The sequence below is a fragment of the Klebsiella sp. 10982 genome, from assembly GCF_048589245.1.
Classification (GTDB): Bacteria; Pseudomonadota; Gammaproteobacteria; order Enterobacterales; family Enterobacteriaceae; genus Klebsiella; species Klebsiella quasivariicola.
Window position 1 is genome coordinate 69988 of record NZ_JBMAXV010000017.1, and the last position, 22319, is coordinate 92306.

Here is a 22319-nt window from a genome sequence, read left to right on the forward strand (position 1 = left end):
TATTTGTGGGCGCAAGGCTTCAGTGATATAGTCTGCGCCACCCGATCGTTGCATTTTGTTGTTAAAGATTACGGTGGCCGTGGCAAAACACGGCTTTTTTGCGTAAAGCTTTTGGTTGTTCTCTGCGATTGGCTGCAGCCCCGGCATCGGATAAAAATGCGTATCCAGCGCGGCCCGGTGGCCTCTGTTTGGTGGCTAGTTAATCCTTATTATGGACTTAAAACGCGTGATGTTGTCTGCTAATCAAACTGTCAGCGAAATATCGCCCACCCATGGCTGCCGTCATGTCGCCATTATTATGGATGGCAACGGCCGTTGGGCGAAACGGCAAGGTAAAATTCGCGCTTTCGGGCATAAGGCCGGTGCGAAATCCGTGCGTCGTGCGGTCTCCTTCGCGGCGAATAATGGGATTGAAGCGTTAACGTTATACGCGTTCAGCAGTGAAAACTGGAACCGTCCGGCTCAGGAAGTCAGTGCGCTGATGGAACTGTTCGTCTGGGCGCTGGATAGCGAAGTCAAAAGTCTGCATCGACACAATGTGCGTTTGCGGATTATTGGCGACACCACGCGCTTCAATGCGCGCCTGCAGGAGCGTATCCGCAAAGCGGAAGCGCTGACCGCAAACAATACCGGCTTAACGCTGAACATTGCGGCAAATTACGGCGGTCGCTGGGATATTACCCAGGGCGTTCGTTTGCTGGCGAAACAGGTACAGGACGGGACGCTACTGCCTGAGCAGATCACAGAGGATATGCTGAGCCAGCAGGTCTGCATGCATGAACTGGCTCCCGTTGATTTAGTTATTAGGACCGGGGGAGAGCACCGAATAAGTAATTTTCTGATTTGGCAAATTGCCTATGCCGAACTTTACTTTACGGATGTTCTTTGGCCCGATTTTGCTGAACAGGACTTTGAAGGTGCACTCCATGCCTTTGTTAATCGAGAGCGTCGTTTCGGCGGCACTGAGCCGGGTGGCAGTCATGCCTGATGGGGGTCACTTTTGCTGAAGTATCGCCTGATATCTGCTTTCGTCTTAATCCCCGTCGTCATTGCGGCATTGTTTTTATTGCCGCCGATGGGGTTTGCTATCGTCACCCTGGTCGTGTGCATGCTTGCCGCCTGGGAGTGGGGACAACTGAGCGGTTTCACCTCGACTTCGCAGCGGGTTTGGCTGGCGGTGCTCTGCGGCCTTCTGCTGGCGGCGATGCTTTTTCTGCTGCCTGAATACCATTATGACGTTCATCAGCCGATGGTCGAAGGTTCGCTATGGGCCTCTTTCGCCTGGTGGATCGTCGCGCTATTGCTGGTGCTTTCCTACCCGGCGTCGGCGGCCCTCTGGCGCCATTCTAAAGTCCTGCGCCTGATCTTCGGCATCCTGACCATCGTTCCGTTTTTCTGGGGCATGCTGGCGCTGCGCGCCTGGCATTATACCGATAACCATTACAGCGGTGCGCTGTGGCTGCTGTACGTCATGATCCTGGTCTGGGGCGCGGACTCTGGCGCCTATATGTTCGGTAAAATGTTCGGCAAGCATAAGCTGGCGCCGAAGGTTTCGCCGGGAAAAACCTGGCAGGGTTTTTTTGGCGGGTTGCTGACCGCGGCCGTGATCTCCTGGGCCTACGGGGTGTGGGCCCATCTTGACGTCACACCGACGGTACTGCTGGTTTGTTCGGTAGTGGCGGCCCTGGCTTCGGTATTGGGCGACCTGACGGAAAGTATGTTTAAGCGCGAGGCTGGCATTAAGGATAGCGGGCACTTGATTCCCGGACACGGCGGTATTCTCGATCGTATCGACAGCCTGACGGCGGCGGTACCGGTCTTTGCCTGTCTGCTACTGTTAGTCTTCAGGACGATTTGACGGAAGGTAATATGCTGAGCGTGCTCTGGAATCTGGCGGCTTTTATCATTGCGCTTGGCGTACTGATTACGGTGCATGAGTTTGGCCATTTTTGGGTGGCGCGCCGCTGCGGTATCCGGGTTGAACGTTTTTCTATCGGCTTTGGCAAAGCGCTGTGGCGGCGTAAAGACAAACAGGGGACCGAGTTTGTCATTGCCCTGATCCCGCTGGGCGGCTACGTCAAGATGCTGGATGAGCGTGTTGAAGCGGTGGCGCCGGAGTTGCGCCATTACGCGTTCAACAATAAAACCGTCGGTCAGCGTGCAGCAGTCATTGCTGCTGGTCCCATCGCCAACTTCATTTTCGCTATCTTTGCTTACTGGCTGGTGTTCATCATCGGCGTTCCCGGCGTGCGGCCGGTGGTGGGTGAAATAACGCCCAATTCGGTTGCCGCGCAAGCACAAATTGCAAAAGGAACGGAACTTAAAGCGATAGATGGTATCGAAACGCCTGATTGGGATGCGGTGCGTATGCAGCTGGTAGCCAAAATTGGCAACGCGCAAACAATACTTACCGTCGCCCCTTTCGGGACTAATCAGCGCCAGGATAAAATCGTCGATCTGCGGCACTGGGCCTTTGAGCCCGACAAGCAAGATCCCGTGACGTCATTGGGGATCCAGCCGCGTAGCGCGCAGATTGATACGGTGCTGGCGGAAGTCCAGGCGGGTTCGGCAGCCCAGAAAGCGGGTTTGCAAGCGGGCGACCGGATCGTTAAAGTCGATGGTCAACCGTTAACGCAGTGGATGACGTTTGTTAATCTGGTGCGCGATAATCCGGGCAAAGCGCTGGCGCTGGAGATTGAACGGCAGGGGAGTGCGCTGCCGTTGACCCTGACGCCGGATGCGAAAACGGTAAAAGGTAAGGCTGAAGGGTTCGCAGGGGTGGTGCCAAAGGTCATCCCGCTGCCTGAAGAATACAAGACAGTACGTCAGTACGGACCGTTTGCCGCCATCGCTGAAGCCACGGATAAAACCTGGCAGCTGATGTCACTGACGGTCAGGATGCTGGGTAAATTGATAACCGGTGATGTCAAACTGAACAACCTCAGTGGGCCGATCTCTATCGCTCAGGGGGCTGGAATGTCAGCGGAGTTTGGGTTGATTTATTATCTGATGTTCCTTGCGCTGATTAGCGTGAACCTCGGAATCATCAACCTGTTCCCACTACCCGTACTGGATGGGGGACATCTGCTGTTTTTAGCGATTGAAAAGCTGAAGGGCGGGCCGGTATCCGAGCGAGTTCAAGACTTTAGTTATCGCATTGGCTCAATACTGCTGGTGCTGTTAATGGGGCTTGCACTTTTCAATGATTTCTCTCGGTTATAAGAGAGTTTGTTAGGAAGAACGCATAATAACGATGGCGATGAAAAAGTTGCTCATAGCGTCGCTGCTGTTTAGCAGCGCGACTGTATACGGTGCTGAAGGGTTCGTGGTGAAGGACATTCATTTCGAAGGCTTGCAGCGTGTCGCTGTTGGTGCGGCCCTCCTCAGTATGCCAGTGCGTCCTGGCGATACGGTGACCGACGATGATATCAGTAACACTATTCGCGCGCTGTTTGCCACTGGCAACTTCGAGGACGTCCGCGTCCTGCGCGATGGTGATACCCTGCTGGTGCAGGTGAAAGAGCGTCCGACGATCGCCAGCATCACTTTCTCCGGCAACAAGTCGGTGAAAGATGACATGCTTAAGCAGAACCTTGAAGCCTCTGGCGTTCGGGTGGGCGAGTCGCTTGACCGCACGACCATCGCGGACATCGAGAAGGGGCTCGAAGACTTCTACTACAGCGTCGGTAAATACAGCGCCAGCGTCAAAGCAGTGGTTACCCCGCTGCCGCGTAACCGTGTCGACCTGAAGCTGGTATTCCAGGAAGGCGTCTCTGCAAAAATTCAGCAGATCAACATTGTCGGCAACCATGCGTTTTCGACTGATGAGTTGATCTCCCACTTCCAGCTGCGCGATGAAGTGCCATGGTGGAACGTGGTCGGCGACCGTAAATACCAGAAGCAGAAGCTGGCGGGCGACCTTGAAACCCTGCGCAGCTACTACCTGGATCGCGGCTATGCCCGTTTCAACATCGATTCTACCCAGGTCAGCCTGACGCCGGATAAGAAAGGGATCTACATCACCGTTAACATCACCGAAGGCGATCAGTACAAGTTTTCCGGGGTGCAGGTGACGGGCAACCTTGCCGGCCATTCCGCGGAAATCGAAGCGCTGACCAAAGTCGAGCCGGGTGAACTGTACAACGGCGCGAAAGTGACCAAGATGGAAAACGACATCAAGAAACTGTTGGGTCGTTATGGTTACGCCTATCCGCGCGTGCAGTCGCAGCCGGAGATTAACGACAGCGATAAGACCGTTAAGCTGCACGTCAACGTTGACGCGGGCAATCGCTATTACGTGCGTAAAATTCGCTTCGAAGGCAACGATACCTCCAAAGACGCGGTTCTGCGCCGCGAAATGCGCCAGATGGAAGGCGCATGGCTGGGCAGCGACCTCGTTGATCAGGGTAAAGACCGTCTCAACCGTTTAGGCTTCTTCGAAACGGTAGATACTGATACCCAGCGCGTGCCGGGCAGCCCGGACCAGGTCGACGTTGTCTACAAGGTGAAAGAACGTAACACCGGTAGCTTCAACTTTGGTATCGGCTACGGCACCGAGAGCGGCGTCAGCTTCCAGGCAGGCGTCCAGCAGGATAACTGGTTAGGTACCGGTTACGCTGTCGGGATCAACGGCACCAAAAACGACTACCAGACCTATACCGAACTGTCGGTCACCAACCCGTACTTCACCGTAGACGGTGTAAGCCTCGGCGGCCGTATCTTCTATAATGACTTTGATGCGAACGATGCGGATCTGTCTGACTATACCAACAAAAGCTATGGTACAGACGTTACGCTGGGCTTCCCGATCAACGAATACAACACGCTGCGCGCCGGGGTCGGTTATGTTCATAACTCCCTGTCCAATATGCAGCCGCAGGTGGCGATGTGGCGTTACCTGAACTCGATGGGCCAGTATCCGGACAACACCAACGACCGGAACTCGTTCAGTGCGAATGACTTCACCTTCAACTACGGTTGGACCTATAACAAGCTTGACCGCGGCTTCTTCCCAACGGAAGGTTCGCGCGTCAACCTGAACGGTAAGGTGACCATTCCGGGCTCAGACAACGAATACTACAAAGCGACGCTGGATACCGCCACCTATGTGCCGATCGACAACGATCACCAGTGGGTAGTGCTGGGTCGTACCCGCTTTGGCTATGGCGATGGTATCGGCGGCAAAGAGATGCCGTTCTATGAGAACTTCTATGCCGGTGGTTCCAGCACCGTGCGTGGCTTCCAGTCGAACACCATTGGTCCGAAGGCGGTGTACTTCCCGTCGAGCAGCCGTCATGATGGCGATAGCGGTTATACCAATGACTGTAAGAGCACCGAATCCGCGCCGTGTAAATCCGATGATGCGGTGGGCGGTAACGCGATGGCGGTGGCCAGCCTGGAGCTGATTACCCCGACGCCGTTTATTAGTGACAAATATGCGAACTCGGTCCGTACTTCCGTCTTCTGGGATATGGGTACCGTATGGGATACTCACTGGGATTCGAACGCCTATGGCGGTTACCCGGATTACAGTGATCCGAGCAACATCCGTATGTCTGCGGGTATTGCCGTGCAGTGGATGTCGCCGTTGGGGCCGTTGGTCTTCTCCTACGCCCAACCGTTCAAAAAGTACGATGGAGACAAAGCCGAACAGTTCCAGTTTAACATTGGTAAAACCTGGTAATTGTTGGCGGCAACGGAATGCAAGTGCAGTATAGCGCTGACTGTAGGCGATAACGCGGTTATCGCCTCGCCACGCAAATAACGGTACCCCTGGGTACTCATGGGATGGTAAGGAGTTTATTGTGAAAAAGTGGTTATTAGCTGCAGGTCTGGGTTTGGCAATGGTAACTTCCGCTCAGGCGGCAGATAAAATTGCCCTGGTGAACATGAACAGCCTGTTCCAACAGGTTGCCCAGAAAACTGGCGTTTCCAACACGCTGGAAAACGAGTTCAAAGGCCGCGCTAGCGAACTGCAGCGTATGGAAGGCGACCTGCAGTCTAAAATGCAGCGTCTGCAGTCCATGAAGCCGGGCGCCGATCGTACCAAACTGGAAAAAGACGTGATGGCACAGCGCCAGACCTTCTCCCAGAAAGCGCAGGCGTTTGAGCAGGATCGCGCACGTCGTTCCAACGAAGAGCGCGGCAAACTGGTTACCCGTATCCAGACTGCCGTACAGAGCGTAGCGAAAGATCAGAGCATCGATCTGGTGGTTGACGCGAATGCCGTTGCATACAACAGCAGCGATGTAAAAGACATCACCGCTGATGTGCTGAAACAGGTTAAATAAGTAATGCCTTCAATTCGACTGGCTGATCTCGCGCAGCAGTTGGATGCAGAATTACACGGTGATGGCGATATCGTCATCACCGGCGTTGCGTCCATGCAGAGCGCGAAAACGGGCCAAATCACTTTCATGGTCAACCCTAAGTACCGTGAGCACCTGGCCGCTTGCCAGGCTTCTGCCGTTGTGATGACGCCGGATGATTTACCTTTTGCCCATAGCGCCGCGCTGGTAGTGCGTAACCCCTACCTGACCTACGCGCGCATGGCTCAAATTCTTGATACCACGCCGCAGCCGGCACAGGATATCGCGCCGAGCGCGGTCATCGATCCGTCGGCGAAGCTGGGTAACAACGTCGCCATCGGCGCCAACGCGGTTATTGAATCCGGTGTTGTACTGGGCGATAACGTGGTGATCGGCGCAGGCTGCTTCGTTGGGAAAAATACGAAAATAGGCGCCGGCTCGCGTTTGTGGGCCAATGTGACCGTTTACCATGAGATTGAGATCGGCGAAAATTGCCTGATCCAGTCCAGCACAGTGATCGGCGCGGATGGCTTCGGCTACGCTAACGATCGCGGTAACTGGGTGAAGATCCCGCAGCTGGGTCGCGTGATTATTGGCGATCGCGTAGAGATCGGTGCCTGCACCACGATTGACCGTGGTGCGCTGGACGATACCGTGATTGGCAACGGCGTTATCATTGATAACCAGTGCCAGATTGCGCATAACGTGGTGATTGGCGACAATACCGCGGTTGCCGGCGGTGTCATCATGGCGGGCAGCCTGAAAATTGGCCGCTACTGCATGATTGGCGGTGCCAGCGTGATTAACGGCCATATGGAAATCTGCGATAAGGTCACCGTCACGGGGATGGGGATGGTGATGCGTCCTATCAGCGAACCTGGCGTATACTCCTCCGGTATTCCGCTGCAGCCGAACAAGGCGTGGCGTAAAACCGCTGCGCTGGTGATGAATATTGACGAGATGAGCAAGCGCCTGAAAGCGATTGAGCGCAAGGTTAATCAACAAGACTAATTCATCATTTGGTCACATGACATTTCCGGCCTGTTGCATTCGCTAAAAGATTGCCGCAGGCCGTGTTATTATTGCCTTTTAGTACATTTAGACAGGAAGAGTATTTTGACTACTGACACTCATACTCTGCACATTGAAGAGATTCTGGAACTTCTGCCTCACCGTTACCCGTTCCTGCTGGTAGACCGCGTGCTGGATTTTGAAGAAGGTCGTTTTCTGCGCGCAGTAAAAAATGTTTCTGTAAACGAGCCGTTTTTCCAGGGGCATTTCCCTGGTAAGCCGATTTTGCCGGGCGTGCTGATTCTGGAAGCAATGGCCCAGGCCACCGGGATTCTGGCATTTAAAAGCGTCGGAAAACTGGAACCAGGCGAGCTGTACTACTTCGCGGGCATCGATGAAGCACGTTTCAAACGTCCGGTAGTACCAGGCGATCAGATGATTATGGAAGTCACTTTCGAGAAAACCCGCCGCGGCCTGACCCGTTTCAAAGGCGTTGCGCTGGTTGACGGTAAAGTGGTTTGCGAAGCGACGATGATGTGTGCGCGTAGCCGGGAGGCCTGATACGTGATTGATAAAACCGCTTTTGTTCATCCTACCGCCATTGTAGAAGAAGGCGCCGTGATTGGCGCTAACGTCCACATTGGTCCGTTTTGTATTGTTGGCGCCAACGTTGAAATCGGCGAAGGCACCGTACTGAAGTCTCACGTTGTCGTTAACGGCCACACCAAAATCGGTCGTGACAATGAGATCTATCAGTTCGCTTCCATCGGTGAAGTTAACCAGGATCTAAAATATGCTGGCGAACCGACACGAGTGGAAATTGGCGATCGCAACCGCATTCGCGAAAGCGTCACCATTCATCGCGGCACAGTACAGGGCGGTGGATTAACAAAGGTGGGCAACGATAACCTGCTGATGATCAACGCCCACGTGGCGCACGATTGTACGCTTGGCGATCGCTGCATTCTGGCCAATAACGCGACGCTCGCCGGCCATGTTTCGCTGGATGATTATGTCATTATCGGCGGCATGACGGCGGTGCACCAGTTCTGCGTCATTGGCTCACACGTTATGGTTGGCGGCTGCTCCGGCGTGGCGCAGGACGTTCCGCCGTTCGTGATTGCCCAGGGCAACCATGCGACGCCGTTCGGCGTCAACATCGAAGGCCTGAAACGCCGCGGCTTTAGCCGGGAAGCGATCACCGCGATTCGTAACGCGTATAAACTGCTGTACCGCAGTGGTAAGACGCTGGAAGAAGCGAAGCCGGAGATCGCCGAACTGGCGACTCAGCATGCGGAAGTTCAACCCTTTGTCGATTTCTTCGCTCGTTCCACTCGCGGCTTGATTCGTTAATGGCTGAACCGCGTCCCCTGACGATTGCCCTGGTCGCCGGAGAAACCTCCGGCGATATTCTTGGTGCAGGCCTCATCCGCGCGCTTAAAGCCCGCATCCCGAACGCGCGCTTTGTCGGCGTGGCGGGACCGCTGATGCAGGCGGAAGGGTGCGAAGCCTGGTATGAAATGGAAGAGCTGGCGGTGATGGGCATTGTTGAGGTGCTCGGCCGCTTACGCCGCTTATTGCATATTCGTGCCGATCTTACCCGCCGCTTTGGCGAGCTGCGCCCCGATGTTTTCGTCGGCATCGACGCCCCTGATTTCAATATTACCCTCGAAGGGAATCTGAAAAAGCAGGGCATCAAAACGATTCACTACGTCAGCCCGTCGGTCTGGGCCTGGCGACAAAAACGCGTTTTCAAAATCGGCAGAGCGACCGACCTGGTGCTGGCTTTTCTGCCTTTCGAAAAAGCGTTTTACGACAAATTTAACGTCCCTTGCCGCTTTATCGGTCATACCATGGCGGATGCGATGCCGCTGGATCCTGACAAAGGCGCTGCGCGCGACCGGTTGGGGATCCCGCACAATGTGCGTTGTCTGGCGTTGCTGCCCGGCAGCCGCGGCGCGGAAGTCGAAATGCTCAGCGCGGACTTCCTTAATACCGCGCAGTTATTACGCGTCACTTATCCCGATTTGCAGGTGGTAGTGCCGCTGGTCAATGCCAAACGTCGGGAGCAGTTTGAGCGAATCAAAGCTGAGACGGCTCCGGATATGATCGTGCATATGCTGGACGGTCAGGCGCGCGATGCGATGATCGCCAGCGACGCCGCGTTGCTGGCCTCCGGGACGGCGGCGCTGGAGTGCATGCTGGCAAAATGTCCGATGGTGGTGGGCTATCGCATGAAGCCGTTCACCTTCTGGCTGGCGAAGCGGCTGGTGAAAACCGACTACGTCTCGTTGCCGAACCTGCTGGCCGGTCGCGAGCTGGTCAAAGAGCTGCTGCAGGATGAGTGCCAGCCGCAGGCGCTGGCTGCTGCTCTTGAGCCGCTGCTGGCCGATGGCAAAACCAGCCACCAGATGCATGAGACGTTTCGCGCGCTGCATCAGCAGATCCGCTGCAACGCCGATGAGCAGGCGGCGGACGCCGTACTGGAGTTAGCAAAACAATGATGGAGTTCATCTACCCGCATACCCATCTGGTTGCCGGCGTCGATGAGGTTGGGCGTGGCCCCCTGGTCGGCGCGGTGGTGACCGCGGCGGTGATCCTTGATCCGGCGAAGCCGATTATGGGTCTGAATGATTCCAAAAAACTCAGCGAGAAGCGTCGTCTGGCGCTATACGATGAGATTAAAGAGAAAGCGCTGTGCTGGAGTCTGGGCCGCGCCGAGCCGCATGAAATTGACGAGCTGAATATTCTGCACGCGACCATGCTGGCAATGCAGCGCGCCGTCGCCGGCCTGAGCATTGTTCCTGAGTTTGTCCTGATCGATGGCAACCGCTGTCCGTCGCTACCGATGCCTTCCCTGGCGGTGGTAAAAGGCGACAGCCGGGTGGCAGAAATCAGCGCAGCGTCTATTCTGGCAAAAGTCACTCGTGACGCCGAAATGGCCACGCTGGACCTCGCATTTCCTCACTACGGATTTGCCCAGCATAAAGGCTATCCCACCGCTGTTCACCTGCAGAAGCTGCAGGAACACGGCGCAACAGAGCATCACCGGCGCAGTTTTGGCCCGGTGAAGCGTGCCCTGGGCCTGGCGTCCAACTAAGTCACCGGGATCTTAAGATGGCTGAACCACGTTTCGTACACCTGCGGGTGCACAGCGACTATTCCATGATCGATGGGCTGGCGAAGACCGGGCCGCTGGTCAAGAAGGCGGCCTCGCTTGGCATGCCAGCGCTGGCGATCACTGATTTCACTAACCTGTGTGGGCTGGTGAAGTTCTACGGGACGGGACATGGCGCGGGCATTAAGCCGATCGTCGGCGCCGACTTCCATGTGCAGTGCGACCTGCTTGGTGACGAATTTACCGAGCTGACCGTGCTGGCGGCGAACAACACCGGCTACCAGAATCTGACGCTGCTGATTTCCCGTGCCTATCAGCGCGGCTATGGCGCACTGGGCCCCTGGATCGACCGTGACTGGCTGGTCGATCATCAGGAAGGGCTGATTCTGCTCTCCGGCGGCCGTAAAGGTGACGTCGGCGTCAGCCTGATCCGCGGCAATATGCCGCTGGTGGAACAGTGCGTCGCCTTCTATGAAGAGCATTTCCCGGATCGCTATTTTCTGGAGCTGATCCGCACCGGGCGTCAGGATGAAGAGAGCTATCTCCATGCCGCCGTGGCGCTGGCTGAAGCGCGCGGTTTGCCGGTGGTGGCGACCAACGATGTCCGCTTCCTTGAAACCGGCGACTTCGACGCCCACGAAATCCGCGTCGCCATTCACGACGGCTTCACGCTCGACGATCCGAAACGGCCGCGTAACTACTCCCCGCAGCAATATATGCGCAGTGAGGAGGAGATGTGCGAGCTGTTCGCCGACATCCCGGAAGCGCTGGCAAACAGCGTAGAAATCGCCAAGCGCTGCAACGTCACCGTGCGGCTTGGCGAATATTTCCTGCCGCAGTTCCCGACCGGCGATATGACCACCGAAGATTTCCTGGTCATGAAATCGAAAGAAGGTCTGGAAGAGCGTCTGGCGTTTCTGTTCCCGGATCCGGAAGAGCGCGCAAAGCGTCGACCGGAGTACGACGAACGTCTGGACATCGAGCTGCAGGTTATCAACCAGATGGGCTTCCCGGGCTACTTCCTGATCGTGATGGAGTTTATCCAGTGGTCGAAGGATAACGGCGTGCCGGTAGGCCCGGGCCGCGGTTCCGGCGCCGGTTCGCTGGTGGCCTACGCGCTGAAGATAACCGATCTTGACCCGCTGGAGTTCGACCTGCTGTTCGAACGTTTCCTTAACCCGGAACGTGTCTCGATGCCCGACTTCGACGTCGACTTCTGCATGGAGAAACGCGACCAGGTTATCGAGCACGTGGCGGACATGTACGGCCGCGATGCGGTATCGCAGATCATTACCTTCGGTACCATGGCGGCGAAAGCGGTTATCCGCGACGTGGGTCGCGTACTGGGTCACCCGTACGGCTTTGTCGACCGTATCTCCAAGCTGGTGCCGCCCGATCCGGGCATGACGCTGGCGAAAGCCTTTGAGGCCGAACCGCAGCTGCCGGAAATCTACGAAGCGGACGAAGAAGTTAAAGCGCTTATAGACATGGCGCGTAAGCTGGAAGGGGTGACGCGAAACGCCGGTAAACACGCCGGTGGGGTGGTTATCGCTCCGACTAAAATCACTGACTTCGCGCCGCTGTATTGCGATGAACAGGGGCTGCATCCGGTCACCCAGTTTGATAAGAACGACGTGGAATATGCCGGGCTGGTGAAGTTCGACTTCCTCGGTCTGCGTACGCTTACTATCATTAACTGGGCGCTGGAGATGATTAACAAGCGCCGTGAGAAGAATGGCGAAGGGCCGCTGGATATCGCCCCTATCCCGCTGGATGACAAGAAAAGCTTCGACATGCTGCAGCGCTCGGAAACTACCGCGGTCTTCCAGCTTGAATCGCGCGGCATGAAAGATCTGATTAAGCGCCTGCAGCCTGACTGCTTCGAAGATATGATCGCGCTGGTGGCCCTGTTCCGCCCGGGCCCGCTGCAGTCGGGGATGGTAGATAACTTTATCGACCGTAAGCATGGCCGCGAAGAGATCTCTTATCCGGACGTGCAGTGGCAGCATGAGAGTCTGAAACCGGTGCTGGAGCCGACCTACGGCATCATCCTGTATCAGGAACAGGTCATGCAGATTGCCCAGGTGCTGTCCGGATATACCCTTGGCGGCGCGGATATGCTGCGTCGTGCAATGGGTAAGAAAAAGCCGGAGGAGATGGCCAAGCAGCGTTCTATCTTTGAAGATGGGGCGAAGAAAAACGGCGTTGACGGCGAACTGGCGATGAAAATCTTCGACCTGGTGGAGAAATTCGCCGGGTACGGATTTAACAAATCGCACTCCGCCGCCTACGCGCTGGTCTCCTACCAGACGCTGTGGCTCAAGGCGCACTATCCGGCCGAGTTTATGGCGGCGGTGATGACCGCCGATATGGACAACACCGAGAAGGTAGTGGGCCTGGTGGATGAGTGCTGGCGTATGGGGCTGAAAATTTTGCCCCCGGATATTAACTCCGGCCTGTACCATTTCCACGTCAACGACGACGGCGAGATCGTCTACGGCATCGGCGCCATCAAAGGCGTCGGCGAAGGGCCGATCGAAGCGATCATTGAGGCGCGCAACAACGGTGGTTATTTCCGCGAGCTGTTCGACCTCTGCGCGCGGACCGATATTAAAAAGCTCAACCGTCGGGTGCTGGAAAAACTGATTATGTCCGGGGCGTTCGATCGTCTCGGTCCACATCGCGCGGCGCTGATGAATTCGCTGGGCGATGCGCTGAAAGCCGCCGACCAGCACGCGAAAGCCGAGGCCATCGGTCAGGCCGATATGTTCGGCGTGCTGGCGGAAGAGCCCGAGCAGATTGAGCAATCCTACGCCAGCTGTCAGCCGTGGCCTGAACAGCTGGTACTGGATGGTGAAAGGGAGACCCTGGGGCTATATCTGACCGGGCACCCGATTAACCAGTATCTGAAAGAGATTGAACGCTACGTCGGTGGCGTGAGGCTCAAAGACATGCATCCGACCGAACGTGGTAAAGTCACCACGGCGGCGGGGCTGGTGATTGCGGCGCGGGTAATGGTCACCAAGCGCGGCAATCGTATCGGCATCTGTACTCTGGATGACCGTTCCGGGCGTCTGGAAGTGATGTTATTCACTGACGCGCTGGATAAATATCAGCAGTTGCTGGAAAAAGACCGCATACTTATCGTCAGCGGACAGGTCAGCTTTGATGACTTTAGCGGGGGGCTTAAAATGACCGCCCGTGAAGTCATGGACATTGACGAAGCCCGGGAAAAATATGCTCGCGGGCTTGCTATCTCGCTGACGGACAGGCAAATTGATGACCAGCTTTTAAACCGACTCCGTCAGTCTCTGGAACCCCACCGTTCGGGAACCATTCCAGTGCACCTCTATTATCAGAGGGCGGATGCACGCGCGCGGTTGCGTTTCGGCGCAACATGGCGCGTCTCTCCGAGCGATCGTTTACTTAACGATCTGCGGGGCCTTATCGGCTCGGAGCAGGTGGAACTGGAGTTTGACTAATACAGGAATACTATGAGTCTGAATTTCCTAGATTTTGAACAGCCGATTGCAGAGCTGGAAGCGAAAATCGATTCCCTGACTGCGGTAAGCCGTCAGGATGAGAAACTGGATATTAACATCGACGAAGAAGTGCATCGTCTGCGCGAGAAAAGCGTAGAACTGACGCGCAAAATCTTCGCCGATCTCGGTGCATGGCAGGTTGCGCAACTGGCGCGCCACCCGCGCCGTCCATATACCCTGGATTATGTCCGCCTGGCGTTCGACGAATTTGACGAACTGGCCGGTGACCGTGCCTTTGCTGACGATAAAGCAATTGTCGGCGGTATCGCGCGTCTTGATGGTCGTCCGGTGATGATTATCGGCCACCAGAAAGGCCGTGAAACTAAAGAGAAGATCCGTCGCAACTTTGGCATGCCGGCGCCGGAAGGTTACCGTAAAGCGCTGCGCCTGATGGAAATGGCTGAGCGGTTTAAAATGCCGATCATCACTTTCATCGACACCCCGGGTGCCTACCCGGGCGTCGGCGCGGAAGAGCGCGGCCAGTCGGAAGCGATCGCCCGTAACCTGCGTGAAATGTCGCGTTTGAGCGTGCCGGTTATCTGCACCGTGATCGGCGAAGGCGGCTCCGGCGGCGCGCTGGCGATCGGCGTGGGCGACAAGGTCAACATGCTGCAGTACAGCACCTATTCGGTCATTTCGCCGGAAGGCTGCGCCTCCATTCTGTGGAAGAGCGCGGATAAAGCGCCGCTGGCTGCGGAAGCGATGGGCATTATCGCCCCGCGTCTGAAAGAGCTGAAGCTGATCGATTCTATCGTTCCGGAACCGCTGGGCGGCGCTCACCGCAACCCGGAAGCGATGGCGGCAAGCCTGAAGGCGCAGCTGCTGGCAGACCTGGCGGATCTCGATCTGCTCAGCGAAGAAGAGCTGCTGAACCGCCGCTATCAGCGTCTGATGAGCTACGGTTACGCTTAACTTTTTCGCCAGAACTAAACACTAAGGGCCGGATTTTCCGGCCCTTTTTTTATGTGCGATGCGCCCGGGGGATTGCTATGATGCTTGACTTAGGTGAATACCAGGAGGAAAGCGTGAATATCATCGCCATCATGGGGCCTCACGGCGTCTATCACAAAGACGAACCGATCAAAGAACTGGAAGCGGCGCTGCAGCGCCAGGGTTTCCAGACCATCTGGCCGCAAAACAGCGCCGACCTGCTGCAGTTTATCGAGCACAATCCGCGCATCTGCGGGGTGATCTTCGACTGGGATGAATACAGCGTCGATCTGTGCAGCGATATCAATCAGCTCAATGAATACCTCCCCCTGTATGCCTTTATTAACGCCCACTCGACGATGGACGTCAGCAGTCAGGATCTGCGCATGACGCTGTGGTTCTTCGAATATGCGCTGGGACTCTCCGAAGAGATCGCCACTCGCATCGGGCAGTACACCCGCGAATACCTGGAGAATATCACTCCGCCATTTACCCGCGCGCTGTTTAACTACGTGCAGGAGGGAAAATATACCTTCTGTACGCCGGGCCATATGGGCGGTAGCGCCTATCAGAAAAGCCCGGTGGGCTGCCTGTTCTATGATTTTTTTGGCGGCAATACGCTGAAGGCGGATGTCTCGATTTCGGTCACTGAGCTGGGCTCCCTGCTGGATCATACCGGCCCGCACCTGGAGGCGGAGGAGTATATTGCCCGCGCCTTTGGCGCTGAACAGAGCTACATGGTGACCAACGGCACCTCGACGTCCAACAAAATTGTCGGTATGTACTCGGCGCCCGCCGGCAGCACGCTGCTGATTGACCGTAACTGTCACAAATCGCTGGCCCACCTGCTGATGATGAGCGATGTGGTTCCCCTGTGGCTGAAGCCGACCCGCAACGCGCTGGGGATCCTCGGCGGTATCCCCCGGCGCGAGTTCACCCGCGACAGCATTCAACAGAAAGTGCGCGACACGGGCGGGGCGCAGTGGCCCGTGCATGCGGTGATCACCAACTCTACCTACGATGGACTGCTCTACAACACCACCTGGCTTAAGGAGACGCTCGACGTCCCGTCGATCCATTTTGATTCCGCCTGGGTGCCGTATACCCATTTCCATCCGATATATCAGGGGAAAAGCGGCATGAGCGGGGAGCGGATCCCCGGGAAAGTTATCTTCGAGACGCAGTCGACGCATAAAATGCTGGCCGCGCTGTCGCAGGCCTCGCTGATCCACATTAAGGGCAACTATGATGAAGAGACCTTTAATGAAGCCTTTATGATGCATACCTCGACCTCGCCGAGCTACCCCATCGTCGCGTCGATTGAGACCGCGGCGGCGATGCTGCGCGGTAACTCCGGTAAACGTCTGATCCAGCGCTCCATTGAGCGGGCGCTGGACTTCCGCAAAGAGGTGCAGCGACTGCGCGAGGAGTCGGACGGCTGGTTCTTTGATATCTGGCAGCCGGAAGCGGTGGATAAAGCCGAGTGCTGGCCGGTAGCGCCGGGAGAGGACTGGCACGGCTTCAAGGATGCCGATGCGGATCATATGTATCTCGATCCGGTGAAGGTCACCATTCTGACGCCGGGCATGGACGAGCAGGGGAATATGGATGAAGAGGGGATCCCGGCGGCGCTGGTGGCGAAGTTCCTCGACGAGCGGGGCGTGGTGGTGGAAAAAACGGGCCCCTATAACCTGCTGTTCCTGTTCAGCATCGGCATTGATAAAACCCGGGCGATGGGGCTACTGCGCGGTCTGACTGAGTTCAAACGCGCCTACGATCTCAATCTGCGGGTGAAAAATATGCTGCCGGATCTGTACGCCGAAGATCCCGACTTCTACCGCAACATGCGGATCCAGGATCTGGCGCAGGGGATCCACCGCTTGATCCGTCAGCACCAGCTGCCGCAGCTGATGCTCAGCGCCTTTGACGTCCTGCCGGAAATGAAAATGACGCCGCATCACGCCTGGCAGCGCCAGATCAAGGGTGAGGTAGAAACTATTGAACTGGAGAACCTGGTGGGGCGGATTTCGGCCAATATGATCCTCCCTTATCCGCCGGGCGTACCGCTGCTGATGCCGGGAGAGATGATTACCGAGGAGAGCCGGGCGGTGCTCGATTTCCTGCTGATGCTCTGCTCCATCGGGCGTCATTATCCGGGCTTTGAGACCGATATTCATGGTGCGAAGCGCGATGAAGACGGCGTGTATCGGGTACGAGTCTTAAAAAATGACGAAAGGCTTGCGCGTTAACGGCACGCACGCGTAACGTGGCTGGCTTAACAGAAGGAGTTTAACCATGCTGGGTTTGAAACGGGTTCACCATATTGCCATCATTGCGACGGATTACGCCCGCAGTAAAGCGTTCTATTGCGACATTCTGGGGTTTACGCTGCAAAGCGAGTTCTATCGCGCTGAGCGCGATTCCTGGAAGGGCGATCTGGCGCTCAACGGCGAGTACGTGATTGAGCTGTTCTCGTTCCCGTTTCCGCCGGCCCGACCCAGCCGCCCCGAAGCCTGTGGGTTGCGTCATCTGGCCTTTAGCGTGGATGATATCGACGCCGCGGTAGCGCATCTGACGGCCCATGGCGTCGAGTGCGAAGCGATTCGCGTCGATCCCTTTACCGGCAAACGCTTTACCTTCTTTAGCGATCCGGACGACCTGCCGCTGGAAATATATCAGCAGTAAACCTTGCCAGCGCGACCCTGGCCCGGTAACGTGCCGGGCCATCACTTCTCGGTATGTTTGTGGATATGTTGGCTGATATTGCGCATACGCTTCATCCCCATCGCCAGCTGCTGGTGGCCTTCAGCGGCGGTCTGGACTCGACGGTTCTCCTGCACCAGCTGGTGCAGCTGCGGGAACAGGATCCCGCGCTGACGCTGCGGGCGGTGCATGTTCATCACGGCCTTAGCGCCCATGCAGACCAGTGGGTGGCGCATTGTCGGCAGGTTTGCCAGCAGTGGCAGGTGCCGCTGGTGGTGCATCACGTGACGTTAGCCAGGGGAGGGCTCGGCGTCGAGGCCCACGCTCGTGCGGCGCGCTATCAGGCCTTTCAGGAGACGCTCAACGCCGGTGAGGTGTTAGTGACCGCCCAGCACCAGGATGACCAGTGTGAAACCCTGCTGCTGGCGTTAAAACGCGGCAGCGGTCCTACCGGCCTGTCGGCGATGGCGCCATCCTCTGCCTTTGCCGACAGTCGACTACTGCGTCCTCTCCTCAATGAAACCCGCGAATCGCTGCGCCAGTGGGCGCTCGCCCATCAGCTGTCGTGGATTGAAGATGAGAGTAATCAGGACGATACCTATGACCGCAATTTCCTGCGCCTGCGGGTGATCCCGGTGCTGCGCGAGCGCTGGCCGCACTTTAGCGAGGCCGTTGCCCGCAGCGCCAGCCTGTGCGCCGAGCAGGAGCAGCTGCTGGACGAGATGTTGGCGGCGGAGCTGGCGTCGCTGGTGGCCGAAGATGGCTCGCTGGCTATCACCCCGCTGATGTCGATGAGCCCACCCCGTCGCGCGGCGCTGCTGCGTCGCTGGCTCGCCGGGCAGCAGGCGCCGATGCCGGCCCGCGAGGTGCCAGAGCGCCTCTGGCATGAGGTGGCGCTGGCGCGGGAAGATGCCAGCCCTTGTCTGCGGCTGGGGGATTTTACCGTCCGCCGTTTTCAGCAGCGCTTGTACTGGGTGAGATATGTACCCGGGCAGGCGGATAGCGTCCAGCGCTGGCCCGACTGGCGCCAGCCGTTGCGGCTGGCGGACGGTCTCGGCGAGCTGATGCTGCAGCCGGGCGGCAGGCTGCGCCCGCCGTCTGAGGGAGAAGCGGTCACTGTCCGCTTTCGCGCCAGCGGCCACCTGCATATCGTCGGGCGCCACGGCGGACGTAAGCTGAAGAAGCTCTGGCAGGAACTGGGCGTTGCTCCGTGGCGACGAGACACCACGCCGCTGCTGTTTTACGGCGAAACGCTGATTGCCGCAGCGGACGATCTGTTTGTGACCACAGAAGGTGAAGTGAAGGACGGGGAAGGGGTCAGACTGACGTGGAGGAAAACGGGCGATTAAGCCCGTTTTTGATTCAGGATTCGCTCACCACCACGGTGCCGATTTCCGGGTGACTGAAGCTGGCGATTTTATCCAGGCGCAGCTCGCGGACATTACCGGCGAGTTCGACCACCAGATACTCGATATTTTTACGCGAGATTAGATCGCTGGCCTTGGCCTGCAGCTGTTCGCCATCCTTCAGCGCCAGCGTCAGCACCAGGTGATGCTGGCAGGCCAGCTCCAGGTTGTCGTAATCATCGCAGTTAATGGGTTGATAAGTATCATTCATTGACATAATCGCTCACCAGTAAGTTTGCTGCCGCATAAGCGGCCTTTTCCCTGACTGACTCCGAAAGGGCCTCATCCGCCGCAATCTCATTCAATACTTTCAACACGCAACCCAGCGCATCCGGGATATACCCTAAGTCTCCGCTGGCTATTTCCGCATACCGCTTGCGTATTAACTCACAATAGTGATCCACATGCCCTCCTGTCAGCGTTCTGACTCAACCGTGGGATGCAAGTTTAAGCCTACGAAGATAAACTCTGTTTAGCAAGGGAACTATATCATAGTCATTTAAGCATTTTCAGCAGGATGAAACAGGTTGCTGCGATTGCCGACAGCCTTTTGCTACCAGTTTCGCTACAATGGACGCCATTTTTTTCAGGAGTTTATTCATGGCGCTGAAAGCGACGATATATAAAGCCGCGGTGAATGTAGCCGATCTGGATCGCAACCAGTTTCTGGATGCTAACCTGACGCTGGCGCAGCACCCGTCGGAAACCCAGGAGCGCATGATGCTGCGCCTGCTGGCGTGGATCAAATATGCCGATGAACGGCTACAGTTTACCCGCGGCCTCTCGTCGGACGACGAGCCGGAGCTGTGGCTGCTTAACGATCATCTCGGGGTCGATCTGTGGATCGAACTGGGTCTGCCGGATGAGCGGCGGATTAAGAAAGCCTGCTCACGGGCGCAAGCGGTGGCGCTGTTTGCCTATAACAGCCGGGCGGCGGAAGTGTGGTGGCAGCAGAATCAGAGCAAGCTTGCGGCGTACCCGAAGCTGAGCATCTGGTATCTTGATGATGCGCAACTGGCACAGCTTAGCGCTTTTGCCGACCGCACCATGACGCTGCAGGCTACTCTGCAGGACGGTGGTATCTGGTTATCCGACGCTCAGAATAATCTGGAAATTCAGCTTACCGCCTGGCAAGCGCCGGCATGATTACCATCAGCCGCAGCGTGGCCATTCCTGACGACGAGATCGTGCTTTCAGGTATTCGCGCCCAGGGAGCAGGGGGGCAGCATGTGAATAAAGCGTCGACGGCCATCCACTTGCGCTTTGATATTAAAGCTTCAAGCCTGCCGGAGTTTTACAAAGAGCGCCTGCTCGCCGCCAGCCACCACTTAATTTCTGCTGACGGTGTGGTTATCATTAAGGCTCAGGAATACCGCAGCCAGGAGATGAACCGTGAAGCGGCGATCGCCCGGCTGGTGGCCCTTATTAAAGAATTAACCGCAGTGCAAAAAAGTCGCCGGGAGACGCGACCGACTCGGGCATCGAAAGAGCGACGCCTTGCTTCCAAGGCACAGAAGTCCTCAGTCAAGGCGCTGCGTGGGAAAGTTCGCCAGTGAAGGCGTCGGCGAACGGGTGAAATGGATGATAAGGAAAGCAAAGTGAAGAAAATCGTATTCTCCGTGATAGCGGCCTGTTCGCTGTTCGCGCTGTTTGGTTGTAACCATCGCGCCGAGACTGACACGGTCCAGCCAGCGGCGATGGAAGAGCTCAAGCCGATGCAGCAAAGCTGGCGAGGCGTGCTGCCTTGCGCGGATTGCGAAGGTATCGACACCTCGCTGTTCCTGGAAAAAGACGGGACCTGGGTGATGAATGAGCACTACCAGGACGCCCGTCGTGAGCCGTCATCCTTTGCCTCGTACGGCACCTGGGCACGTACCGCGGATAAACTGGTGCTGACCAACAGCAAGGGCGAGAAATCTTACTTTCGCGCGAAAGGCGACAAGCTGGAGATGCTCGACCGCAACGGAAGCCCCATTCAGTCTCCTCTCAACTATACCCTGGAGCCAGTGAAGGCCAGCCTGCCGACGACGCCGATGGCGATGCGCGGCATGTATTTCTATATGGCCGATGCGGCAACCTTTACCGATTGCGCGACCGGTAAACGCGTCGCGGTGGCGAACAATGCCCGGCTTGAGCGGGATTATGCCGCTGCCCGCGGCAATGATTCACGCCCGGTGCTGCTGGTGGTGGAGGGGCACTTCACTCTCGAAGCGAACCCGGATACCGGCGAGATGATGAAAACGCTGATGACGGATAAAGACGGAGAATTTATCCAGGGGAAAGACTGCGGGCACTGATTGTCCGGCCCCTGCCCGCGAACCGGGCAGGGGCGCTCCTCTGACGGTCGCCAACTAGCTGATTTTCGTCATTGTGGCACTGTCATTCTGCTTCTTTCCGCCCACCATAGCGTATAAAGCGTTAGCTGTAGGGGGAAAGGTAAATAGTTTAATTCATACCAGCTGTTGCTCTGTTTAATCCCACCAGCCGACCGGCCTGAAGATAAACCCCCAGCTTCAAATGCCCGACATACTGCAGCTGCGTTTCCGGTTTAAAGGTGGCGACGTCTCCTTCCCGCATGTGCAGCAGGTCTGAGGGGCTGATCCACGCCGCCTGCGCGAGCGTCAGCGGATGCCCGGCTCGGACAAAGGCCTCGCTGACAAACTCCGAGCAAAACCACGCTTTCTTGTCAGCGCTTGCCGCATCGCCCAGCTGCGCTTTGGCCAGGCCGCTGACGCACTGCTGGCGAAAGTCTCGTGAGAAGGGGTTGAGCGAGCAGAGCGGCTTGGTGACCATATAAGGAATAAACTGCATAATGCCGCGATAGTTATACCCGCTGTCTTTGACCTGCCAGGCAAAGTTTTTCATCGCCATCACCTGATCTGGCGTCAGGTCGGGCACCCTGAGGGCAAACAGTTTATCGCTGTGCGCCAGCGCCTGTTGAACAGAAATGATCTGAACGCCGGCGCCGGTAGCTTCCGCAATCTGACCGTCACCGAGATACAATGCGACGTGGCTTACAGAAGAGGCGCTGAAGGCGCGGATCCCAAGCGACGTGACGCCCAGGCTGGAGGAGAACAGCAGGTCACCGGAACGGAGGTCGCTTTCGTTGATTTCGTGTAGCTCGCTGCCGGCAATCGAGCTTTGCCGCTGGAGGGTGATAGCCCATGGCGGGGAGCGTCCATCGGTAGCGGAGGCAGAAGAGGCGCTGCGGCCAACGTCTACGGTACAGGCGGTAAGCAGGAGCAGGGCAGAGGTAAGCAGCCCGCCACGGAGGATTTGTGAAGCCATGCGTACTGTCCTT

21 protein-coding genes are annotated in these 22319 nt (G+C 56.9%); 18 read left to right on the plus strand and 3 right to left on the minus strand.

Going from position 1 to position 22319, the window contains the following annotated elements:
* The first annotated feature begins 229 nt into the window (after positions 1 to 229).
* The 15 genes from ispU (at position 230) to tilS (ending at position 18961) form a co-directional block, all read left to right on the plus strand.
* Entirely contained in the window at positions 230 to 988 is a 759-nt protein-coding gene (ispU, locus tag ACKLKD_RS14630; RefSeq protein WP_002889316.1) for a (2E,6E)-farnesyl-diphosphate-specific ditrans,polycis-undecaprenyl-diphosphate synthase, read from the plus strand.
* 12 nt (positions 989 to 1000) lie between these two features.
* Positions 1001 to 1858 carry a phosphatidate cytidylyltransferase gene (cdsA, locus tag ACKLKD_RS14635; protein ID WP_025712345.1) on the plus strand — a complete coding sequence of 286 codons (858 nt, stop codon included), beginning with the start codon at positions 1001 to 1003 and terminating at the stop codon, positions 1856 to 1858.
* 11 nt (positions 1859 to 1869) lie between these two features.
* A complete protein-coding gene (rseP, locus tag ACKLKD_RS14640; protein ID WP_025712347.1) occupies positions 1870 to 3222 on the plus strand; it encodes a sigma E protease regulator RseP in 1353 nt (450 codons plus the stop codon).
* Positions 3223 to 3253: 31 nt separating this feature from the next.
* Complete coding sequence (gene bamA, locus ACKLKD_RS14645; protein ID WP_025712348.1) at positions 3254 to 5683, plus strand: outer membrane protein assembly factor BamA; 2430 nt, start codon at positions 3254 to 3256, stop codon at positions 5681 to 5683.
* 121 nt (positions 5684 to 5804) lie between these two features.
* Entirely contained in the window at positions 5805 to 6290 is a 486-nt protein-coding gene (skp, locus tag ACKLKD_RS14650; RefSeq protein WP_002889325.1) for a molecular chaperone Skp, read from the plus strand.
* 3 nt (positions 6291 to 6293) lie between these two features.
* Positions 6294 to 7319: a UDP-3-O-(3-hydroxymyristoyl)glucosamine N-acyltransferase gene (gene lpxD / locus ACKLKD_RS14655; RefSeq protein ID WP_025712349.1), complete on the plus strand. Its 1026-nt coding sequence runs from the start codon at positions 6294 to 6296 to the stop codon at positions 7317 to 7319.
* A gap of 105 nt (positions 7320 to 7424) precedes the next feature.
* The gene (gene fabZ, locus ACKLKD_RS14660) at positions 7425 to 7880 is read left to right on the plus strand and encodes a 3-hydroxyacyl-ACP dehydratase FabZ (RefSeq protein ID WP_004145858.1); all 456 of its coding nucleotides are present in this window, start codon (positions 7425 to 7427) and stop codon (positions 7878 to 7880) included.
* Positions 7881 to 7883: 3 nt separating this feature from the next.
* Entirely contained in the window at positions 7884 to 8672 is a 789-nt protein-coding gene (gene lpxA, locus ACKLKD_RS14665; protein ID WP_025712350.1) for an acyl-ACP--UDP-N-acetylglucosamine O-acyltransferase, read from the plus strand.
* Complete coding sequence (gene lpxB / locus ACKLKD_RS14670; RefSeq protein ID WP_025712351.1) at positions 8672 to 9823, plus strand: lipid-A-disaccharide synthase; 1152 nt, start codon at positions 8672 to 8674, stop codon at positions 9821 to 9823. The genes lpxA and lpxB overlap by 1 nt, the downstream gene beginning before the upstream one ends.
* Positions 9820 to 10419, plus strand: a complete 600-nt coding sequence (gene rnhB / locus ACKLKD_RS14675; RefSeq protein ID WP_025712352.1) for a ribonuclease HII — start codon at positions 9820 to 9822, stop codon at positions 10417 to 10419. Before lpxB ends, rnhB begins: the two co-directional genes overlap by 4 nt.
* 17 nt (positions 10420 to 10436) lie before the next feature.
* A complete protein-coding gene (gene dnaE / locus ACKLKD_RS14680) occupies positions 10437 to 13919 on the plus strand; it encodes a DNA polymerase III subunit alpha (protein WP_087805039.1) in 3483 nt (1160 codons plus the stop codon).
* 12 nt (positions 13920 to 13931) lie between these two features.
* Positions 13932 to 14891 carry an acetyl-CoA carboxylase carboxyl transferase subunit alpha gene (accA, locus tag ACKLKD_RS14685; RefSeq protein WP_004145855.1) on the plus strand — a complete coding sequence of 320 codons (960 nt, stop codon included), beginning with the start codon at positions 13932 to 13934 and terminating at the stop codon, positions 14889 to 14891.
* A 113-nt stretch (positions 14892 to 15004) separates the two neighbouring features.
* Positions 15005 to 17158 (plus strand): lysine decarboxylase LdcC, encoded by a 2154-nt coding sequence (locus ACKLKD_RS14690; protein ID WP_002889384.1) that lies wholly within the window; start codon positions 15005 to 15007, stop codon positions 17156 to 17158.
* 46 nt (positions 17159 to 17204) lie between these two features.
* On the plus strand, positions 17205 to 17594 hold the full coding sequence (locus ACKLKD_RS14695; protein WP_002889387.1) for a VOC family protein: 390 nt from the start codon (positions 17205 to 17207) through the stop codon (positions 17592 to 17594).
* A 53-nt stretch (positions 17595 to 17647) separates the two neighbouring features.
* Entirely contained in the window at positions 17648 to 18961 is a 1314-nt protein-coding gene (gene tilS, locus ACKLKD_RS14700; RefSeq protein WP_080897889.1) for a tRNA lysidine(34) synthetase TilS, read from the plus strand.
* A 13-nt stretch (positions 18962 to 18974) separates the two neighbouring features.
* On the opposite strand, the gene rof is transcribed toward tilS, so the two are convergent.
* The gene (gene rof, locus ACKLKD_RS14705; protein ID WP_002889424.1) at positions 18975 to 19235 is read right to left on the minus strand and encodes a Rho-binding antiterminator; all 261 of its coding nucleotides are present in this window, start codon (positions 19233 to 19235) and stop codon (positions 18975 to 18977) included.
* Positions 19222 to 19422 (minus strand): YaeP family protein, encoded by a 201-nt coding sequence (locus tag ACKLKD_RS14710; RefSeq protein WP_002889429.1) that lies wholly within the window; start codon positions 19420 to 19422, stop codon positions 19222 to 19224. Before ACKLKD_RS14710 ends, rof begins: the two co-directional genes overlap by 14 nt.
* Positions 19423 to 19618: 196 nt before the next feature.
* On the opposite strand from ACKLKD_RS14710, the gene ACKLKD_RS14715 reads away from it, so the two are divergent.
* From ACKLKD_RS14715 to nlpE, 3 genes are read left to right on the plus strand one after another with little or no spacing between them, the layout of a single operon-like run.
* Positions 19619 to 20164 carry a YaeQ family protein gene (locus ACKLKD_RS14715; protein ID WP_080897890.1) on the plus strand — a complete coding sequence of 182 codons (546 nt, stop codon included), beginning with the start codon at positions 19619 to 19621 and terminating at the stop codon, positions 20162 to 20164.
* Positions 20161 to 20574, plus strand: coding sequence for an alternative ribosome rescue aminoacyl-tRNA hydrolase ArfB (gene arfB, locus ACKLKD_RS14720; RefSeq protein WP_080897891.1), 414 nt, complete (start codon positions 20161 to 20163; stop codon positions 20572 to 20574). The genes ACKLKD_RS14715 and arfB overlap by 4 nt, the downstream gene beginning before the upstream one ends.
* Before the next feature lie 42 nt (positions 20575 to 20616).
* Complete coding sequence (gene nlpE / locus ACKLKD_RS14725; protein WP_087805079.1) at positions 20617 to 21315, plus strand: envelope stress response activation lipoprotein NlpE; 699 nt, start codon at positions 20617 to 20619, stop codon at positions 21313 to 21315.
* A gap of 148 nt (positions 21316 to 21463) precedes the next feature.
* On the opposite strand, the gene ACKLKD_RS14730 is transcribed toward nlpE, so the two are convergent.
* Positions 21464 to 22306, minus strand: a complete 843-nt coding sequence (locus ACKLKD_RS14730; RefSeq protein WP_080897893.1) for a YaeF family permuted papain-like enzyme — start codon at positions 22304 to 22306, stop codon at positions 21464 to 21466.
* Positions 22307 to 22319: the final 13 nt, after the last annotated feature.